General features: G+C 39.6%; 17 protein-coding genes. 12 read left to right on the top strand and 5 right to left on the bottom strand.

Features of this window, described 5'->3' with window-relative positions:
* Position 1: 1 nt before the first annotated feature.
* From VEIS1202513_RS08425 to VEIS1202513_RS08405, 5 genes are all read left to right on the top strand, one after another.
* Complete coding sequence (locus VEIS1202513_RS08425; RefSeq protein ID WP_005385224.1) at positions 2 to 256, top strand: hypothetical protein; 255 nt, start codon at positions 2 to 4, stop codon at positions 254 to 256.
* A 9-nt stretch (positions 257 to 265) separates the two neighbouring features.
* The gene (locus VEIS1202513_RS08420) at positions 266 to 2,854 is read left to right on the top strand and encodes a 3'-5' exonuclease (RefSeq protein ID WP_213467290.1); all 2,589 of its coding nucleotides are present in this window, start codon (positions 266 to 268) and stop codon (positions 2,852 to 2,854) included.
* Positions 2,854 to 3,858 (top strand): RluA family pseudouridine synthase, encoded by a 1,005-nt coding sequence (locus VEIS1202513_RS08415; protein WP_213467289.1) that lies wholly within the window; start codon positions 2,854 to 2,856, stop codon positions 3,856 to 3,858. Before VEIS1202513_RS08420 ends, VEIS1202513_RS08415 begins: the two co-directional genes overlap by 1 nt.
* A gap of 311 nt (positions 3,859 to 4,169) precedes the next feature.
* Positions 4,170 to 5,294, top strand: coding sequence for a cation diffusion facilitator family transporter (locus VEIS1202513_RS08410; protein ID WP_213467288.1), 1,125 nt, complete (start codon positions 4,170 to 4,172; stop codon positions 5,292 to 5,294).
* Between the two features lie 273 nt (positions 5,295 to 5,567).
* The gene (locus VEIS1202513_RS08405; RefSeq protein WP_024064398.1) at positions 5,568 to 6,140 is read left to right on the top strand and encodes an immunity protein YezG family protein; all 573 of its coding nucleotides are present in this window, start codon (positions 5,568 to 5,570) and stop codon (positions 6,138 to 6,140) included.
* Between the two features lie 33 nt (positions 6,141 to 6,173).
* Here VEIS1202513_RS08405 and VEIS1202513_RS08400 read toward each other — a convergent pair whose 3' ends face one another.
* Positions 6,174 to 7,616 (bottom strand): amino acid permease, encoded by a 1,443-nt coding sequence (locus tag VEIS1202513_RS08400; RefSeq protein ID WP_060924449.1) that lies wholly within the window; start codon positions 7,614 to 7,616, stop codon positions 6,174 to 6,176.
* A gap of 283 nt (positions 7,617 to 7,899) precedes the next feature.
* Between VEIS1202513_RS08400 and VEIS1202513_RS08395 the strand changes: the two genes are divergently transcribed.
* The 3 genes from VEIS1202513_RS08395 (at position 7,900) to VEIS1202513_RS08385 (ending at position 10,702) form a co-directional block, all read left to right on the top strand.
* Positions 7,900 to 8,412, top strand: coding sequence for a pyridoxamine 5'-phosphate oxidase family protein (locus VEIS1202513_RS08395; RefSeq protein ID WP_213467287.1), 513 nt, complete (start codon positions 7,900 to 7,902; stop codon positions 8,410 to 8,412).
* Positions 8,413 to 8,647: 235 nt separating this feature from the next.
* The gene (locus VEIS1202513_RS08390; protein ID WP_213467286.1) at positions 8,648 to 9,322 is read left to right on the top strand and encodes a hypothetical protein; all 675 of its coding nucleotides are present in this window, start codon (positions 8,648 to 8,650) and stop codon (positions 9,320 to 9,322) included.
* 54 nt (positions 9,323 to 9,376) lie between these two features.
* Positions 9,377 to 10,702, top strand: coding sequence for a hypothetical protein (locus VEIS1202513_RS08385; protein WP_213467285.1), 1,326 nt, complete (start codon positions 9,377 to 9,379; stop codon positions 10,700 to 10,702).
* Between the two features lie 79 nt (positions 10,703 to 10,781).
* Here VEIS1202513_RS08385 and VEIS1202513_RS08380 read toward each other — a convergent pair whose 3' ends face one another.
* Complete coding sequence (locus VEIS1202513_RS08380) at positions 10,782 to 12,149, bottom strand: NCS2 family permease (RefSeq protein ID WP_213467284.1); 1,368 nt, start codon at positions 12,147 to 12,149, stop codon at positions 10,782 to 10,784.
* Positions 12,150 to 12,292: 143 nt separating this feature from the next.
* On the opposite strand from VEIS1202513_RS08380, the gene VEIS1202513_RS08375 reads away from it, so the two are divergent.
* The 4 genes from VEIS1202513_RS08375 (at position 12,293) to tnpA (ending at position 15,790) form a co-directional block, all read left to right on the top strand.
* Positions 12,293 to 12,712 (top strand): RrF2 family transcriptional regulator, encoded by a 420-nt coding sequence (locus VEIS1202513_RS08375; protein WP_005385239.1) that lies wholly within the window; start codon positions 12,293 to 12,295, stop codon positions 12,710 to 12,712.
* Positions 12,713 to 12,805: 93 nt separating this feature from the next.
* The gene (locus tag VEIS1202513_RS08370; RefSeq protein WP_213467283.1) at positions 12,806 to 14,038 is read left to right on the top strand and encodes an MFS transporter; all 1,233 of its coding nucleotides are present in this window, start codon (positions 12,806 to 12,808) and stop codon (positions 14,036 to 14,038) included.
* A 314-nt stretch (positions 14,039 to 14,352) separates the two neighbouring features.
* Positions 14,353 to 15,147, top strand: coding sequence for a type I 3-dehydroquinate dehydratase (gene aroD, locus VEIS1202513_RS08365; protein ID WP_105089809.1), 795 nt, complete (start codon positions 14,353 to 14,355; stop codon positions 15,145 to 15,147).
* 181 nt (positions 15,148 to 15,328) lie between these two features.
* Entirely contained in the window at positions 15,329 to 15,790 is a 462-nt protein-coding gene (gene tnpA, locus VEIS1202513_RS08360) for an IS200/IS605 family transposase (protein WP_005380067.1), read from the top strand.
* Positions 15,791 to 15,915: 125 nt separating this feature from the next.
* On the opposite strand, the gene VEIS1202513_RS08355 is transcribed toward tnpA, so the two are convergent.
* The 3 genes from VEIS1202513_RS08355 to VEIS1202513_RS08345 all read right to left on the bottom strand — a co-directional run bounded on the left by VEIS1202513_RS08355 (position 15,916) and on the right by VEIS1202513_RS08345 (position 18,375).
* Positions 15,916 to 16,230, bottom strand: coding sequence for a type II toxin-antitoxin system RelE/ParE family toxin (locus VEIS1202513_RS08355; RefSeq protein ID WP_213467282.1), 315 nt, complete (start codon positions 16,228 to 16,230; stop codon positions 15,916 to 15,918).
* Positions 16,231 to 16,244: 14 nt separating this feature from the next.
* The gene (locus VEIS1202513_RS08350; RefSeq protein ID WP_213467281.1) at positions 16,245 to 16,853 is read right to left on the bottom strand and encodes a type II toxin-antitoxin system RelB/DinJ family antitoxin; all 609 of its coding nucleotides are present in this window, start codon (positions 16,851 to 16,853) and stop codon (positions 16,245 to 16,247) included.
* Between the two features lie 286 nt (positions 16,854 to 17,139).
* Entirely contained in the window at positions 17,140 to 18,375 is a 1,236-nt protein-coding gene (locus VEIS1202513_RS08345; RefSeq protein WP_213467280.1) for a shikimate kinase, read from the bottom strand.
* Between the last annotated feature and the right edge of the window lie 105 nt (positions 18,376 to 18,480).

The following is an 18,480-nucleotide window of genomic DNA, read 5'->3' as shown; positions in this document are numbered from 1 at the left end:
TATGGGAGCTTTATTAGCATCACCGATTATATCGGCGGTTGTATCCGTTGCTGTAGCCTACATTGCTTTCAAAGTAGCATTTTTCACCATTAAACGAGTGGCTATGAATGCAGTAACTGGTATTTTGACGTATTTAGTATGCGTTCATATCCTCAATATTCCTATGGATATTGGTTTGGGCGTATGGGCTTTAACAGCAATTCTAGGCCCTATTCCAATGCTCATTGCTGCCGGATGGTACGGCTTTTTAAAATAGGAGGACCTCATGCTTATCAATCGTGAACAACAACGCGTTATTGATGAAGTTGAACAGAATATCCTCTTGTTAGCGTCCGCTGGGACGGGAAAAACGAATACACTTGCTTATCGAGTGGCTCACCTCATCGAGGGCGGCTATGCGAAGGCGGAGAATATCTTGTGCATGACCTTTACAAATAAGGCGGCAAACGAGATGAAAGACCGCATTCAATCGCTCGTAGGCAGTCCTGCAAAGGCTGTGGAGGTTAGTACATTCCACAGCTTTTGCTTTTTCGTGCTCCAACAAGAGGGGAAGCGCAATGAAACCTTATATACGGATGTAACTATCTTTGATGAAGAGGATTGTAAGGAATTGTCTGAACCGTATCGTCCAGGTAAGTTGCGAGAAATGTCCTTTGCCAACATCATCGGCATGGTAAAAGAATATCGTTCCTTATATGGGTTCTATTCTGATGATCTCCTAGGCGATTATAAACGAACTATTGATCGTTTGCAAAAGGAACAGCGTCCTGCTATTGAGCAACAGTTTTCTAGTTTTGGTAATGTTCTTTATAGTGAACTTCATGATTTCTTGAACCATGGTCACGAATGGATTGCCGGCTATGATGAAAGCTTAGCCTCTGTACATGGTCTAGATTTCACAGATCTCATTTGCGGTGTTCATCGCCTGTTCCAAGATCCCGTAGTTCGGGAGCGATGGCGCAGTCGTTATAGTTATATCTCTGTAGATGAAATGCAAGATACAGGTGTACTAGAGTACAAGGTTCTAGAAATGCTGTGGGAAGGTAATCACGTCCTATTATGTGGGGACTATTTCCAAACTATATACGAATGGCGTGGGTCTGATCCATTTCGTTTGCTCAAGCAGTTTGATGCGGACTTTATGCCTTTAAAAATTATCTTCTATGAAAACTACCGCTCTAACTGGACTCTCTTTACGATGGCTTTCAAAACATTGCAGAATATGTTCCCTGATCTGGTAGGCTCTATTTATACTGAATTGCCTCGCGCCAATAGTGAAAGAAAGGGTAAGCCTGTTCTCATAAAAGGCTGTAAAAATAGCTATCTTGAGGGACGGTATATCTATGAAGCTATCTGCGCCTTGCCAAAGGATGCCAATATTGGCGTTTTAGTGCGGGATAATAAAAAGGCACAACGGCTGAGCGACTCCTTTGAACGCCTCAACAATGAAAAGCCTGAAGACGAACGCCGTCATTTTATGATTATTGATGAGTTTAAATTCTTTAGACGTCAAGAAATCAAAGATGTTATGGCTTACTTTAAACTGCTTATGAACCCGAATGACTCGGTCAGTGCTAAGCGCATTATAAAACGTTACGTTGCTGGTATCGGTGACGCGCGTATCTCCGCTATTGAAAGCCCTGAGACGCGACAAGTAGGCTTAAAATTGACGGACTTTATGGATATGCCTATCTTTGAGGCAGAGCCTTATGCGAAGCTCGTCAGTGGTTTAGAAAATCATGAGGTCGTCGTGTATGACGTAGAAAGTACTGGTACCGATACGTCCCAGGATCGCATCATTCAAATTGCGGCTATCCGCATCGATGAAAAGGGAAAGATCCTAGAAACCTTTGAACGCTTTATCAACCCCGGCGTACCTGTGGGACAATCCGAAGAGGTACACGGCTTCTCTGATGCGTATTTACAAGAACACGGCGAAGAGCCAGCTATAGTGCTACAAGCCTTTAAGGAATTCTCCAAGAATGCCATTATCGTAGGCCATAATGTAAACTACGATGTGACTATCTTTACTAATGAATTGGCACGCCATAATTTAGGTAATCCAGAATTCAAGGCTATCTACGATACACTCGATATTTACCGTCGTTTCTATCCTAATTTGCCAAACCATAAATTGGGCTTCCTAGCATCAGAGTTTCCTATCAATCATGAGCCTACGCACAATGCGATGGACGATATCTTGGCCACAGCACAGCTTTTAATCTATGCAGTGAAAGAAAATATCGTGCCTACAACAACTGGTCGTATGGTGGCAATCAATAAGTATAAGGCTGCTTTCACCAATATTGCGTCCCAAATGGCAACGTTACGTAGAAAGGCCTATACAGAATTACCAACAAAGTTATTGGCGTACATTATGAATCAAATGGGGGTTCTAGAATACTATAAATCCCATGGGGAAGCGGCGAAGGTAGAGCATATACGCGATCTATATCGCATTATGGAAAAACTAGATGCTGCCTATGAGGGCCCAGCTGGGTTAGCTCGATTAAATCAAATCTTGCAGATGGCGGCCCTTACCGCAGGTGAGCCAGCTCAACAGGTACGAAACGAAGATCGGATTCCTATCATTACCATCCACCAAGCAAAGGGGAGCGAGTTTGACCATGTATTCTTAGCAGGCCTTAACGAAGGTACCTTTCCAAGCCCGTTTGCCATTGCAGAAGGGCGTGAAGATGAAGAAAAGCGCTTGTTTTATGTGGCCATAACGCGCCCTAAGCAAGAGCTGACTATTACCTTTGAACAAACGAATATACGTGGTCGAGCGGTTCAACCAAGCTCGCTACTGAACTATATGCCACGAGACAATGAGCTCGTAGAAAGGAGATACTAATGGCGAGAAAAACACATCGTCCTGATGATATTTTGTGGACCGTAACTGCTGCAGATATAGACGCTGCACGTAGTGAAAAACAGGATGTTACATTAGGTGACGTACTAGATACAAAATATCCTCGTAAGTCTTTAGTAAAGTTATTTGAGGAAAAACTAATCCACATCAACGGTCATAAAGCAACGCCAAAGGATGTTATCTCCGAAGGTGACGAGATTTGGATTGCCATGGCGAAGGAAAAAATAGATCATGAACCAATTGAAATGAATCTACATATCTTATATGAAGATGATGATCTCCTCATTGTGGATAAGCCGGCTGGTGTGACAGTAAACTCCAAAGGCCAAGTATCCCTTGCCAATGGTGTGGCTTACTACTTTAAAGAACATGGTATTAAGCGAAAGGTACGTTTCTTGAATCGCTTAGATAGAGATACAACGGGCTGTATTGTGATTGCTAAAAGTGGCTTAGCTCAAAGTCTTTATCAACAGCAAATGGATGATAATACCTTTGAAAAGTGGTATATGGCTACTGTGGAAGGTATCGTAGAAGCTGATGAGGATTCCTTGGTATTATCTATGGAACGCAGTGCTGATGGGATTCATTACGAAGTAAATCCTAAGGGAAAAGAGACTCGTACAGATTATTCCGTCCTATGTAGACATCAATCACAGCCTGTGGATAAGTCTGTGAATAAGTCCAAAAATTCTGTGGATATAGCATCAAAAAATGTGGATATAGAACTATCAGATGTGGATAAAAGTGGTCAAAATGTGGACAAATCTGTGTATAACTTCCAAGAATGTGGATATACAGAGGTTTTAGTCCGTTTGTACACAGGAAAAACACATCAAATTCGTGTGGCTTTCAGCCATATAGGTCACCCTCTCGTAGGGGATACCTTATATGGCGCACAGCCAACGGGGCAGCCGTTCCAATTGCGTGCCCAAAAGGTTGTATTTACACACATGCGCACAGGCGAGCGTATTACGGTTACTGCATAATTACCTCTAATTACTTTGATACTTATCACTAGGTAAGTATTAAGAAGTGCGTAATATATAGTACGTATTAATAATTAGATAGTAGTTTATTAACAATAGATCTACACTATAGATTGTGAAGTCACAATACATCAAATGTTCTAATTGAGAAATGAGAATTATTGATAACTCAGTAAAATCAATGATTTTATAGAAATTTTTCAAAAAATATAATGACAAATGATAATCGATAAGCTATAATAGAAATGTAAATAAATCGATAGGCTTCGATTTGTAGCTTAGTGAATTGAATGTAAGAGGTGTAGTTCAATATGATTTTGCAAGAAAATGGTGCAGCACGTAATCGGGGGATTACGCTTGCTAGTATAAAAGGTATTATAGGTAACGTCGTTCTCGTTATTTTTAAAATGATTGTAGGCCTTGCATCTAACTCTATCGCCATCATCCTTGATGCGGTAAACAACTTAACAGACGTTTTGTCCTCTGTGTTAACTATTGTTGGTACAAAATTAGCAGCTAAGGGTGCCGATAAGGAGCATCCATTTGGTCATGGTCGTATCGAATATATGACTACCATGGCCATTGCTTTCATCATCCTTGGTGCAGGCATTGGATCCCTCAAGGAATCTATTGAAAAAATTCTTCACCCTGAGGTATCTACCTTTGATGTTCCAAGCTTGGCCATTATCGCTGTCGCTATTGTGGTGAAAGTTGTGATGGGCCGTTATATTAAGGCGCAAGGTGAAAAATATAAATCCGATGCTCTTGTAGCGTCTGGTATAGATGCCCTTTTTGATGCGGTAATTACCTTTGCAACTTTGGTATCTGCAGGCTTAGTATTCTTCTTTAACTTTGATATTCAAGGTTATGTAGGGGCTGCTATCTCCGTATTGATTTTGAAAGCATCTTATGACATTTTAAAAGAAATGTATAATCACTTGCTTGGCGTTCGTGCCGATGATAACTTAGTTCGTGAAATTAAAGAAACTATCGCTCAACATCCAAATGTGGGTGGTGTATATGATTTAGTATTAAATAGCTACGGTCCTGGTGAAACAATTGGATCCGTTCATATTACAGTGCCAGATACGATGACGATGGCGGATATCCATCCACTAACAAAAGGTATCGCTGTTCATCTTTATAAAAAATTTGGTATTGCTATGACCGTTGGTGTATATGCTGAAAACCAACCAAGTGTGGAAGTACTTGAAATTAGACAAGCTCTTGATCAAGTTGTAAGTTTATATACTCATGTAGTACAAGTACATGCCTTTTACGTACACGAAGAAAAGAAAGTTATCTACTATGATATTATCTTTGACTTTGACGAAGAAGATCCGCATGGCACATTAGAAAAAATTAAAGCAGAAATGCAAAAACGCTGCCCTGAATATACACAATTTGCTATTGTGGATACTGACTTTAGTAACTAGTTCAAAAAATATAGTTATGTTATAAGATAAAAGACTTTTACCGATGATTGATAGAATATCTGGTCAAAAATTGGTAAAAGTCTTTTTCTTTTATTAGACTATAAAGTTAGCTATACTATAAGTAAGAGAGAGGGAGTTTTATATTACTATGAAACTAGGTAATTAAGGATACAAGTTTAGAAAATAGACTGACTTGAAATTTATTCCCTAAGTGAATATAATATATTGTATAAAATGTAAATTGTTTTGGAGACCTTTATGAGGAGAGATATAATGAAGAAATTTGCTCTTACAACGTTAGCTGTAATGGCGGCCGTTGGTGTGTTGGCGGTTCAGCCTGCAGATGCGAAAAAGGTACAACAAGATCCTAGTATGGCACTTATTGATATGCCTATGAATGATGAAATTCAGCAAGTCAATGGTGTATCTAAATCTGCAAATAAAGAAACACAACGTTTATCTAATAAGTTAGCAGATGCTACAAGAGTGATGGTTAAGAAAAATTGGAAAATCATCTATATTAAAGCTGTACCTACAGGAGATAAAGCAGCTGTACGTTTCTATTACACAGATAAAAATGGTCAAGTATATAATGGCCAAGTCATTAGAAATACAGGCCTATCTAAAGGTAAATATATGACTGGTTCGTTGCGACAAGTTGAAGCGCTACAAGAATTAGTAAATCATTTACAACAAAATGGTCAAGAGGTACCATCCTCCATTGATCTTATTATTACCCAAGGCGGATATCGTACTAAGACGATCTTTAATTATGGCGAAGATACAAGTAATCTACCTGCTTATCAACAACAGTATGAACAACAAAACTTCCCTACTATGAAGTAAGAGAAAAGCCCGTGCATAGCACGGGCCTTTTTGTTAGATTATGTAATCGTCAGAATCTTCTTTTTTGGGTTTTTTGTAAATTTCTTTTACACCAGCCATCTCGATAAGTTCCTCACTGAGAGCATCTTCATCATCTGTATTAAGCATGGAGTAGAAGGCCCAGAGAATAACGAACCAAATTGGTGTAAACAAGAGGGCAATTCGAGTGTCTTCGTTTAAGGCGAGAATACCTAGAATGAAAACAAAGAATGCAAGGATGATGTAATTCATCACAGGGAATAGAGGCATTTTGAATTTAGATTGTGCTGCTAATTCTGGATTTTTCTTGCGATATTTAAGGTGACAAATAACCATCATGGCCCAAATAAAGATGAAGCAGAATGTAGAGATAGATGTAATCATAACGAATACTGCTTCTGGCATTACATAGTTGAGTACAACCGTAATCAATAGTACTGCAGCAGAGAAAATCGTTGCTTGGTATGGTACACTGCTGTGTGTTAAGCGGCGCATAGAGCTTGGCGCATGACCGCGTTTAGCAAGGGCGTAAATCATACGGCCTGTACTAAAGATACCAGAGTTTGTTGCAGATGCAGCAGATGTAAGAACTACAAAGTTTACGATGCCTGCAGCGGCTGCAATACCAACTGCTGTAAATACGGCTACAAATGGACTAGCAGATGGATTAACGGCTGTCCAAGGGTAAATACTCATGATGATGGCCAAAGAGCCCACATAGAACAAAATAATGCGTAATGGGATGTTATTGATGGCCATAGGAATAACCTTTTCAGGATCCTCTGTTTCACCAGCTGTCAAACCTACGAGCTCGATACCTGTGAAAGCGAAAACAACCATTTGGAATGATAAGATAAAGCCCATCGTTCCGTTCGGGAACCAGCCCCCATAATTCCACATATTACTAAAGGCGGCAACGCCTGCATCTGTAGTAAAACCTGTGACAATCATGATGATACCGATGATGATGAGGGAGATGATGGCAATTACCTTAATCAAGGCAAACCAGAACTCCATTTCACCGAAGTATTTTACGGCTGTTAAGTTCATTAATAGCAATGCCACTAAGACGACAAGGGCGGGTATCCATTGAGGTAGCCACGGTATCCAGAACTGCATATAGAGGCCTACGGCTGTTAAATCGGCCATGGCTAGTGAAAGCCAACAGAACCAGTATGTCCATCCTGTGATAAAGGCTGCTCGATCACCTAAATAATCTTCTACGAAATCGATAAAAGAGTGGTGATTCAAGTTGGATAATAACAATTCGCCTAATGCTCTCATGATGAAGAAGCAGATAATACCTGTAATAAGGTAGGCGAAAATAATGGATGGACCTGCCAAGTGAATGGCACGGCCGGAGCCTAAGAACAAGCCTGTACCGATGGCACCGCCGATGGCGAGCAACTGTACGTGCCGGTTCTTAAGGCCCCGTTTTAACTGATGCGTATCAGACATAGTAAAGACCTCTTTTCTACAAACTATCTACAAATATAAAAAGCCATGGATGACCATAGCTTTTATAATCTATAGAATCAATAAAACTATTTTCTTATAATACAGTATCTATTACAAAAAGTCAAATGTATTTATACAGTGGACACATAGGAAAAATAGTATTATTAATATACGAATAAAAGAGAAATTATTCATTTAAAGAGAATACTTAGCCTTAAAAAGTTTCTAAAATTTGCTATAATGATACATAGATTATTTTTTACGTAAAACTGTGGAGACTATTATGAGACGACAAGATCGCAAGGTTACAGATATAGATGAAATTAAGGGCATTTTAAATAGCACTCGTATCATTCACCTAGGTTTGATGGATGGTGATTACCCTTACGTGGTACCCTTACATTTTGGATATGAATTTATAGATGAGGTACTTTATATCTATGTACATGGCCATTATGAGGGGAAAAAGTTTAGTTTGATTCAAGCGAATCCCCATGTATTTATTGAAATTGATGGTAGCGATGAAGCCCTCGTTTCAGGTGGAGATATACCATGTAAATATAGCTCGGTATACTCTAGTGTGATGGGTCGTGGAGAGGCTACCTATTTAGAGGCTATTGATGAAAAGTCTCATGGCTTACAAGTATTGATGAAACATCAGACAGCTCGTGAGTTCACTTTTACGGAAGCCATGATAAACTCTGTGGGCGTAGTTCAAATTAAAATTGTCGACTATACGGCCAAAAGACGAAGACAACTTGAACAAGATACTATTATGCCTCCATTAACTAAATAATGACACAACAATCCTATTGAACTCTATTATGATATAGCGTTCAGTAGGATTTTTTTATATCGAACCTAAGTATTAGATACATTCGTTGATGATGCCTATGCTTTCACAAAAGGAAAGATAAAAGTTTTATGAAGTAGCTAGGGATACAGAATAGGTTTCTTGATTCTGATATAAATAAGAAAATATATCATTATATGTGTGAAGGATATTATAAAATTTTATAAGCGGAGAGAATATGAGAAAATTAATATGTAAGTCCGTTTTAGCTGTTATTGCTGCTGGGTTATTATCTGTAGGAATGGCCACAGCAGAAACGGTAGATACTCCTGATACTACAGATCAGGCTGGATCCACTAAAACACTTAAGCTAGGACATAACTTTAAAAATGTTGAGCCTAGAATGGATACCCTACAGTGGCACTTTCATGATTGGCCTATAGAGAATACACAAAAGGCTCATACTTTTAAGGGACAACTAAAAGAGGCAGTTCAGAAGCTTCCATATGAAGTTAAGGCACCTAGTTATATCCCTTATGGTTATGAAATCTATACAGTGCGGCAAGACAAAAATGATGTATTAGAGGTTGTATATTTTATAAAAAATTCCCAAACATATCGAGTTGGGAAGAGAAACTCTGGTAGTATTTTCGTTTATAGAATGGGCTATTCAGTGAACGATGTAAAAGACGTACCGTATGTTTCTGCTGAGTATAAGGACTTTGAATGGTCTGAACAAGGTGAATCCGGTGAGATCTTTTACACTGGGGATCCAGCAGCGCAACTAATTCGCAGCATTACATGGACAAAAGACGGTATGGCATATTCCTTATTGTTCTTAGAATCTGTGAAATCAGTTGATGCTGAATTCTATAAGGAGCATGTGGAGCCTGTAAATTATACGGCTATATAAATATACGATATTGGAAAAGCGGAAATCTGTGTAACCGCTCGAAGAGGAGAGAATATGAAGAAACTAATAACATCTGCTGTTTTATGTGCCGCGATGGCTACTGCAGTAAGTACGTTTGGTGTGCAGCCAGTTAGTGCCACATACCCATTAATTGATAAAAATGGTAATACCGTTCCTGTTGAACGAGATGTAGATGATAAAAATCTCATCGATGATAATAAAAAACTCACTGATCGTTATCGTTGGTATGATCAAGTTGATGATTATGATTTAGTTAATACTAATATTGAGAGTACCGCGCAGGAATTTGGCTATCCTATACAAGTTCCGTCTTATATGCCTAAGGATTATGCAGTACGTGATGTAAAGGCCAAGGATCATGACGTATTAGAAATTGTTTATACAGAAACGGGCCGTGATGGAGAATTTGGTCCGAAATTAACCTTCTCTAATACAGATATTGTATATCGCATGGGGTGGGCTATCGATACAGTGGTAACACCTATATTAGAAAAGACAAATTACAACGCTAAGGATGCAGTTAGCTTTACTACCCCTAATGGGATCGCTGTACATACGTTAGGTTATAGTAAAGACGCTATTCAAATTGCTTATTGGAAAAAAGATAATAAAGTTTATATGCTCTACTTTGCTTCTTCAAGGAACCAAAGCTTTGTAAGCAAAATTGTAGACTCTGTAGGTCCTGTGAGTAACGTAGCCGCTGATGATACTAGGTTACGTGGTGATCGCAATGATAAGCAACATGTTGAAGAAAACGATGCGAAAAAGGTTAAACCAAATGATGAGCCTGAATGGCCTCCTTATGAATCGATTGGGTTGCCATTGCGTACACATACGAATTCCGTATGGCCTATACTTACCAGTAAATCCAAGGGCTTACCAAGTGGTGTAATTGATGCATCTCATAAGGTGTCCTATGACGTATCTGTACCAAGTTATTTACCGCTTGGTTATACATACTATGCTACACATTTTTATGACAATGATGTATTAGAAACTGTATATTGGAAGCAAGGTGAAGAGTATCAAGAGCGCAGCGGTCGTTGGGTAACTCATACGATGGTCTTCCGCATGAGCTACTCTATGGATACTGTATGGCCTGAAGAATATATCCCATGGGAGTACCATGACGTACAGTGGAGCGACTCCACTCCAATAGGGGAGGTTCAATATACAGGGGATGTAGATAAGGGCTTAGTACGCAGTGTTACGTGGTACAAGGATAATATGGCGTATTTCTTGTTCTTCCAAGTGCCTGTGAAAGCATCTGAAGCAGACTTTTATAGAAATCATGTAGTGCCATTAAAAGATATCGATCCAAGTCGTACAGACTTAATTGGTGTAAAAACAATTCGTTAATACTAAATAGTAATAAAAAAGAACCTATCTCCTAGATATTTTACTAATATCTTTAGAGATAGGTTCTTTTAGTTATTAATTAGAAGAATACGTAGCGGATGATGACGAGTACCGCCAATACGTACATAATCCAGTTAACCTCTTTTGCACGACCTGCAATAATTTTGAGTAGAGGGTATGCAATAAGACCTGCAGAGATACCGTTAGCGATGCTGTATGTGAACGGCATCAAAACGATAACGAGGAATGCAGGGAAGCCTTCTGTCCAATCATCGAAATCGATATTGCGAATAGCACCTAACATGAGGGCACCAACGATGATAAGAACAGGTGATGTGGCTGCGTTTGGCACCAAGGATACGATAGGAGCCAAGAACAAGCAAATTAAGAATAATACGCCTGTTGTGACCGCCGTTAAGCCTGTACGGCCACCAGCACCTACACCTGCTGCACTTTCAACAAAGGCAGTAATTGTAGAAGTACCGAGCAATGCACCAGCACTAACGCCAATAGCATCGACAGTCATAGCTTTACCAAGACCTGGGAATTTACCAGATTTAGGATCTGCAATTTTCGCTTCTGTAGCCGTACCAATCAACGTACCCATGGAGTCGAACAATTCTACGAAGGTGAAGGAGAAGATAATCGTGATTAAGCCCATGTGGAGCGCACCAGGAATATCTAATTGAAGGAATGCTGCTTTAGAGAAATCTGGAACTGCTAATACAGTAAAGTTCTCAGGCATTGTGGAAAGGCCAGTAGCATAGGAAAGAATTGTTGTTGCTGCCACACCAATCAAGAGGGAACCTTGAATTTTACGAGCCATCAATAGAGCTGTAAAGATGAGGGAGAATAGAGCCAACAATGTTTCGCCACTGTGCAAATTACCGAGCGTTAAGAGTGCTTCGGACGCAGGGGGCACTAAATTACCGTGTGTTTGCACAACTTGACCTAAGGAGTTTGGAGACAAACTAATGGAGATAGCCATCAAGCCGGACAATTTCAAGCCGATGATAGCGATGAAGAGGCCGATACCAACGGTAATGGCAACCTTCATAGAGGCAGGGATGCCTTCAACAATCATTTGTCGTATCGACGTAAGTGTTAATACGAGGAATACGAGACCTGAAATGAATACCGCACCTAATGCTGTTTGCCAGGATACGCCCATACCGAGAACTACGGTAAAGGAATAAAAGGCTAAGAGGCCAACTCCAGGAGCGAGGGCAATCGGATAGTTTACGAATAAACCCATAGCAATCGTTACAAGGCCGCCACCTAAGGCAGTAGCGATGAGGACTGCATCTTTATCCATCCCTCCGAGACTAAGAATGTTTGGCGCCAAGAATAGGATGTACGCCATCGTGATAAACGTAGTAATACCAGCTAAAATTTCGGTTTTAACAGTTGTACCGCGTTCACTGAGTTGAAATAGTTTATCTAACATTAGATAACATCCTCCTATATGAAATTAAAAAATACCCAAATAAAATATTTCGATATATGTATAGTGTATCATATTTCCCACCATTTTTTGTATGAATTTGTGATATACTATAAATATATTATGAATGACTTAGAGGTTAACTTATGAAAATATCTACAAAAGGGCGCTATGCCTTACGGATATTGGCGGATATTGCAGAGCACGGGGTAGAAAAAAATGTACCAATTCGTGAGATTGCAGAACGCCAAGGATTTTCCGATAAATACTTAGAGGGGATTGTATCTCGCTTATCCTCCGCTGGCCTCGTTAAAAGTGGACGTGGTAAATACGGTGGATATCGCTTGGTGAAATCGCCTGCTGAATACAATGTATATGAAATTTTATATGCTGCAGAGGACTCCATTGCTCTCGTATCTTGCTTAGAAGACGATGTAGAGCCATGTCCGATGTTTAACGATTGCTTGACTGCTCCATTGTGGCAGTACTTGCAAGATGAATTCCGTCACGTTATGGAACGCGTATCCTTACAGGATGTAATGGATCACAAGTTTCCAACGGAATAAATGAGAGAGTCGCGTATCATATGCGGCTCTTATTTATATAGAATGTAAAAGTATCTTGCTATATATACTTTTATATATGAAAGGAGGGACCGAATGAGTACAACTACATATGACGCTCGCGGTGGCATGCGCAATGTATGGATTATTACGGCGGCCATGACAGTGCTAGCCATATGTTACACTATGATCATTCCGTTTTTGCCTATCTATCTCTTAGAATTAGGCGTTCCAAAGGCTGACGTAGCTCTTTGGTCGGGCCTCGTTTTCGGTATTACCTTCCTCATTGCAGGTATTATGGCTCCTATATGGGGCAAGATTGCGGATAATAAAGGGAAAAAGCGGATGGCCTTGCGTGCTGGCTTTGCCATCGCTATCTGTTATGTATTAATTGGCTTAGTTACAGACCAATATCAATTACTCATGGGTCGTGCCCTCGTTGGTTTTGCTAATGGATTCTATCCAGCGGCAATGACCATGGTATCCCTCAGTGTTGATGAGAAACAGGTTGGTCGAGCTCTAGGTATTTTCCAAACGGGTCTTATCTTAGGCAATGTCATTGGCCCGTTTTTAGGTGGCGCTGTTGAGAGTGTTGTAGGCATGCGACCTGTATTTTATGTATCTGGTATTGTTGTATTTATTGCGACTTTGGCCGTATTATTTTTTGTGAAAGAACCAAAATTACATGCTGTGGGTGCCGATGGAAAAGAACAAGCTGCTCACCATACCAAATCTACATCCTTACGTGAAGACTTTAAAGCGGTTCAACAACAGCCTGTATTAGTACGATTACTTTGGATATTCTTCTTCATGCAATGCGCTATTATGATGTTGCAACCTATTTTGGCCCTCTATGTAGGAGATATGCAAGGCACTATGGAAGGGGCTGCTATTATTTCTGGCACCATCCTCAGTATTGGCGGCTTAGCAGGATCCTTAACGACGAACCTATGGGTCCGCCTTGGTGAACGCCGTGGTTATTTTAAGACTATCTCCTACTGTATGATGGGGAGTGGTGTTGTCCTCTTACTCCAAAGCTTGCCAGTAGGTATTTGGTGGTTTGGTGTGTTACAAGTCTTAATTGGTTCTTGTATTGTAGGGATTAACCCATCCTTAAGTGCAGCGGTAACCCTCAATACAGACCCAAGTTTTAGAGGTCGAATGTTTGGTATGACTACGACAGCTCAACAATTTGGGTCTATGGTTGGCCCTGTATTTGCCAGTATTGTATCCACTTATATAGGTATATCCTATGTATTTAGTATTACAGGCTTGTTATTGTTATATATGGCATTCCAATCTAGAAAACTATCTGCCAAGCACGAATAATACCATAAAAGAAAGCTCCACACGGTTATGTGTGGAGTTTTTATTTGGACAGATTATTTAGATAGATTAGATATACTCATTAGGATTGAATAATATGACCAATTTTAATAAGACCGTGAAAATAGGATATAACAAAAAATTATGTTAATCGTTAATCTAAGAATACGGTTTTAGTGCATAATAACCGGCTTTCATACGGTTTTTGTGAATAGCAATCCAATATAGGTAGATTGATTGCTTTTACCAAAATATTGGTATATAGTTAGTTTAAGGTAAGTCATTTGTCTCACCCTGTGGGACGGAAAGGAGTTATTATGGTCCGTATCGGTCATACTGTACTCGGCGAAAAGGGTACAAAGATATGTGTGCCTATTGTAGGTACAACAATGAAAGAAATTTTAGATGCCACTGCAGTTGCATGTAATACACCGTGTCATGTAGTGGAGCTACGCATTGACTATTACGAGCGGGCCCACTCCATTGACGCTATTATTGAACTGTTAATGCTCATCAAGCCTCAATTGAAAGGTCGTGCCTTATTATTTACATGGCGCACAAAGGGGGAAGGTGGGGAGAAATCTATTTCCTCACAAGATTACTTCACAATGTTAGAGCGTATTATTCCTACTGGATTAGTAGATGCTATCGACATTGAACTATTCTTTGATCAAGATAGAATGCTCAAAACCATTGAGTTTGCCAAGGTACATGGTATTACGATCATTATGAGTAACCATGATTTTAATGGCACCCCAAGTCATGAGGTTATTGTAAATCGCCTCATCCAAATGAAAGAATTCTTAGCAGACGTGCCAAAGATGGCCGTTATGCCGCATACAACGGGCGATGTTCTTACACTCCTCGAAGCGACGGCTGAAGTGAAAGCCTTATATCCATCAGATCCAATCATTACGATGGCAATGGGCCCACTAGGTGCTGTTACACGAGCTGCAGGCGCTCTGTTCGGCAATGCTATGACCTTTGCCTCTGCAGGCAAAGCATCTGCACCAGGCCAAATCGATGTACATGAACTAAAACGAATTCTTGACACCATCGACGTAGATGGCGTATTCGATGAACAACAACATAAACGCGTAAAAGTACATTAAAAAAGTCGGCGATAGCCGACTTTTTTAATTATTGTCTTTAGACTGGTTCGCGACGTAGTCGCGAATCATTAAACCACCCGCTATGCGGGTGCGGCAACGAAAGTTATACAAAAAAATCACCTTGCTTAAGTATAATGTAGGTGTTCAAGCCGCATTATATGCAAAAGAAAGGTGATTTTATATGGCAACAAAGACACAGAGCCTTGCGCACACAAAATGGTTATGCAAATACCACATAGTATTTACACCTAAGTATAGACGTAAAGTTATATATAATCAATACAGAAATAGTTTACGTGAAATACTGAGACGTTTGTGTGAATATAAGGGCGTCAAGATTATAGAGGGGGAGCTTATGGCAGATCATGTGCATATGCTAGTATTAATCCCACCTAAAATATCAGTTTCATCTTTTATGGGATATCTAAAGGGTAAAAGTGCACTAATGATGTTCGATAAACACGCAAACTTAAAGTATAAATTTGGAAATAGACACTTTTGGTCCGAGGGATATTATGTAAGTACGGTAGGTTTAAATGAAGCTACCGTAAAAAAATATATACGTGAGCAAGAGTTACATGACCAGATGAAAGATAAACTTAGTGTAAAAGAATATGAGGACCCTTTTAAGGGTAGCAAGTAATACATATCCCCTTTAAGGGGAGCGTTACGAGTCAATGGCTATGCGGCTTGAACGTAGTGAAAGCCAGCGCCTTTAGACGCTGGCCTAGTACTACGGGCTTATAGCCCGTGAGCAAACCACCCGTTTTACGGGTGGTTCTGATTGTCTTGTAGTTCTTGTAATATATTCATACGAGATGGTCGAATATAGAAAATATAGATATAATTACCTATAACTTTATATAGAATAAGATACTTTTTGTATGATAATTTTCTGTATTTTTCCTTACTATCTACAATAGGATAGCGCTCAGGAAAAATAGATAATGAACATATTTTTTGGTAAATTTGCGATAATTCTTTTTGGATAAACGCAGTGTCTATAAAGCGTTGCTTTAATGAAAGTTTAAGATTTACTATGTCAGATTTAGCAGTAGGGGTCAAAATTATTGTATATCTCATTTTAACCTCCATACTTATAAATCTTTAAGGAGCTCATTAAAGACTTTTTCAGCAGGTTCGCCAATTCCCTTTTTTGCTTGATTAAGTCCTATCTCTATTCTTGTGTTTAAATCTTCTTTAGTCCATAAATCATCATTTATAGCATCAATCCATTCTGGACGATGGATAGTTTGAGGAATATCGTTAGTGAATTGTATTTGTTTAGATACAAGTGTGACGGTTTGAGATATGGTTAATCCCATTTCTTTTAGAATTGCCGTAGTTAGTGTCTTAACTTTAGGGTTTATACGGATATTGAGTATGCCTGTTTTATCAATTTTATCAAAGGATATTTCTATTTCGTTTTCTGTTGATGTTCCGTACGTATTTATAGTATCTGAGGCCTTTAATGTTCTTCGAGGTTGTTCGTAGGTGCCGTCATTCTTGAGTGTACTAGGCGTTGGTGTTTTTTCGGTAGGAGTTGTTGGTAAAGCAATGGCAAATGGGATACGACGTTCTTTTATAATTTGACGAAATAGTGCGTCTAGCATAGAGGTGTAGGATAGGCGCTGTGCCTTTAATATGCTAGATACTTCCTGTTTTAGATCTTCGTTGATGCGGACTTGTAGGTTTACTGTTTTCATAGTATCTCTCCTAGTATTCTTTTGGCTTGTGACTGTAATTCGTTGGTCATATTATTGATTTTATATTAAAAGTTTGTTAAGTTAATTAATTCCGTTTGTAATTACATTGTAATTGCACATGTGGATTTTTACAAATACATATAAAACATAGGGGAAATAAAAAAGCAGTAGTTATCAATAGGATAGCTACTGCTTTTCAGTTTATATCATTGATGTCATGATATGAGTTTTAGTTTTATCTAGAAATACAGATGTAAAGTATTTTACAAATTTGATATATAAGCTCTTACAATAAGTTTGCTTCGAAGTCTTCTAGGATAGCTGCTACTGTTTCTGGTGCATTGCGGTTATGTTCTATTATGCATTGAGCGAAGCTTTCATACATTGGTGTACGAATTTCTTCGAGCTCGCGTAAGCGCTCGATACCGCCACTAGAGAGTACGCGGCCGGTGGTAGATAGGTTTTCTATAGGTTGTGTTAATTGGTAGATACGACTGTTTTGGCGTAGGTGTGCAAAGTTTTTAGGCACTGTTACACAGCCACCGCCAGTGGATATAACAAGGCCTGTTTGAGTGCCGAGTTTTGCAATCATTTCTGCTTCTTTTTCGCGGAACGCTGGTTCCCCTTGTTCCGTAATATAGGTAGAAATGTCACCGATTTCTTTTTCTAGTTCTTGATCCACATCAATGCAAGTACGGCCCATTTTTTCGCCAAGGGCTTTACCAACCGTTGTTTTACCTACACCAGGCATGCCAATGAGGATGATATTTTCCTTTTCACGTCGCATATCGCGCAAGATTTGCTCGATTTCTTTCGTGCCAAAGCTTTCACCTTGGAAATGGTTAGCGGCCTCAACGCCTTGGGCTACAAGGAATGGCAAGCCATCACAATGAGGAATTTCCATCATTTCTGCTTGTAACAGTAAAATCGTACGGCGTGGATTATAGATGAGGTCTATAACGCCTTCCAATTTAGAAAACTGCGTAATATCGATGAGATTGGCTGGATTATGAGGATACATGCCGATAGGGGTGCAGTTAATAATAATCTGCGCTGTTTCATAATAGTTTGGCGCATCACCATAGAATGGAGCTGTTTTGCGAGATAAATGAACGATGTTTTTAGCGCCTAAATCTTCGAGAGCTACGTGAACGGTAGCAGAGGAAGCGCCATCGCCAAGAATGATACATTCCTTGCCAGATACATCGATGCCTGCATGTTGTAGGGTAAACACGAAACCATCATAGTCTGTATTATAGCCGTGCCATTTACCATCCTTGCGAACCATTGTATTTACACAACCGATGCGTTCTGCACGAGGATCCACAACATCACAAGCTTCAAGGGCATTTACCTTGTAAGGAATGGTAATGTTAATGCCTTGTAGTTCTGGATCAGCGAAGAACTCTTGTAGTTGGCTTGGTTCGCGTTCAAATAATTCATAATTTGTATTCCCTAACGCACTGTGAATGCGAGGGGAGAAGCTATGGCCCAACGTACGGCCAAGTAAACCAAATTTCATAGGACCTCCTAGGTCAATATACATAGAATGGCTAATAGGCTGGTACCTATTAGCCATTCGAATTTTATAACTATATTCATTGTACTATATATGACCTTATCGGCA

The organism is Veillonella orientalis (genome assembly GCF_018406505.1).
In the GTDB taxonomy this organism is placed as follows: Bacteria; Bacillota; Negativicutes; order Veillonellales; family Veillonellaceae; genus Veillonella; species Veillonella nakazawae.
The sequence above is the reverse complement of the archived record's forward strand: the minus strand, read 5'-3'. Positions and strand labels throughout refer to the sequence as shown.

What these genes read in the sequence shown, in the direction of transcription:
- VEIS1202513_RS08390 (WP_213467286.1), top strand. Translation starts at nt 8,648, where the DNA reads ATGAGAAAATTAATATGTAAGTCCGTTTTAGCTGTTATTGCTGCTGGG.
- VEIS1202513_RS08425 (WP_005385224.1), top strand. Translation starts at nt 2, where the DNA reads ATGGGAGCTTTATTAGCATCACCGATTATATCGGCGGTTGTATCCGTT.
- VEIS1202513_RS08355 (WP_213467282.1), bottom strand. Translation starts at nt 16,230, where the DNA reads ATGAGATATACAATAATTTTGACCCCTACTGCTAAATCTGACATAGTA.
- VEIS1202513_RS08400 (WP_060924449.1), bottom strand. Translation starts at nt 7,616, where the DNA reads ATGTCTGATACGCATCAGTTAAAACGGGGCCTTAAGAACCGGCACGTA.
- VEIS1202513_RS08380 (WP_213467284.1), bottom strand. Translation starts at nt 12,149, where the DNA reads ATGTTAGATAAACTATTTCAACTCAGTGAACGCGGTACAACTGTTAAA.
- VEIS1202513_RS08415 (WP_213467289.1), top strand. Translation starts at nt 2,854, where the DNA reads ATGGCGAGAAAAACACATCGTCCTGATGATATTTTGTGGACCGTAACT.
- VEIS1202513_RS08405 (WP_024064398.1), top strand. Translation starts at nt 5,568, where the DNA reads ATGAAGAAATTTGCTCTTACAACGTTAGCTGTAATGGCGGCCGTTGGT.
- VEIS1202513_RS08345 (WP_213467280.1), bottom strand. Translation starts at nt 18,375, where the DNA reads ATGAAATTTGGTTTACTTGGCCGTACGTTGGGCCATAGCTTCTCCCCT.
- VEIS1202513_RS08385 (WP_213467285.1), top strand. Translation starts at nt 9,377, where the DNA reads ATGAAGAAACTAATAACATCTGCTGTTTTATGTGCCGCGATGGCTACT.
- VEIS1202513_RS08375 (WP_005385239.1), top strand. Translation starts at nt 12,293, where the DNA reads ATGAAAATATCTACAAAAGGGCGCTATGCCTTACGGATATTGGCGGAT.
- VEIS1202513_RS08410 (WP_213467288.1), top strand. Translation starts at nt 4,170, where the DNA reads ATGATTTTGCAAGAAAATGGTGCAGCACGTAATCGGGGGATTACGCTT.
- VEIS1202513_RS08420 (WP_213467290.1), top strand. Translation starts at nt 266, where the DNA reads ATGCTTATCAATCGTGAACAACAACGCGTTATTGATGAAGTTGAACAG.
- tnpA (WP_005380067.1), top strand. Translation starts at nt 15,329, where the DNA reads ATGGCAACAAAGACACAGAGCCTTGCGCACACAAAATGGTTATGCAAA.
- aroD (WP_105089809.1), top strand. Translation starts at nt 14,353, where the DNA reads ATGGTCCGTATCGGTCATACTGTACTCGGCGAAAAGGGTACAAAGATA.
- VEIS1202513_RS08395 (WP_213467287.1), top strand. Translation starts at nt 7,900, where the DNA reads ATGAGACGACAAGATCGCAAGGTTACAGATATAGATGAAATTAAGGGC.
- VEIS1202513_RS08350 (WP_213467281.1), bottom strand. Translation starts at nt 16,853, where the DNA reads ATGAAAACAGTAAACCTACAAGTCCGCATCAACGAAGATCTAAAACAG.
- VEIS1202513_RS08370 (WP_213467283.1), top strand. Translation starts at nt 12,806, where the DNA reads ATGAGTACAACTACATATGACGCTCGCGGTGGCATGCGCAATGTATGG.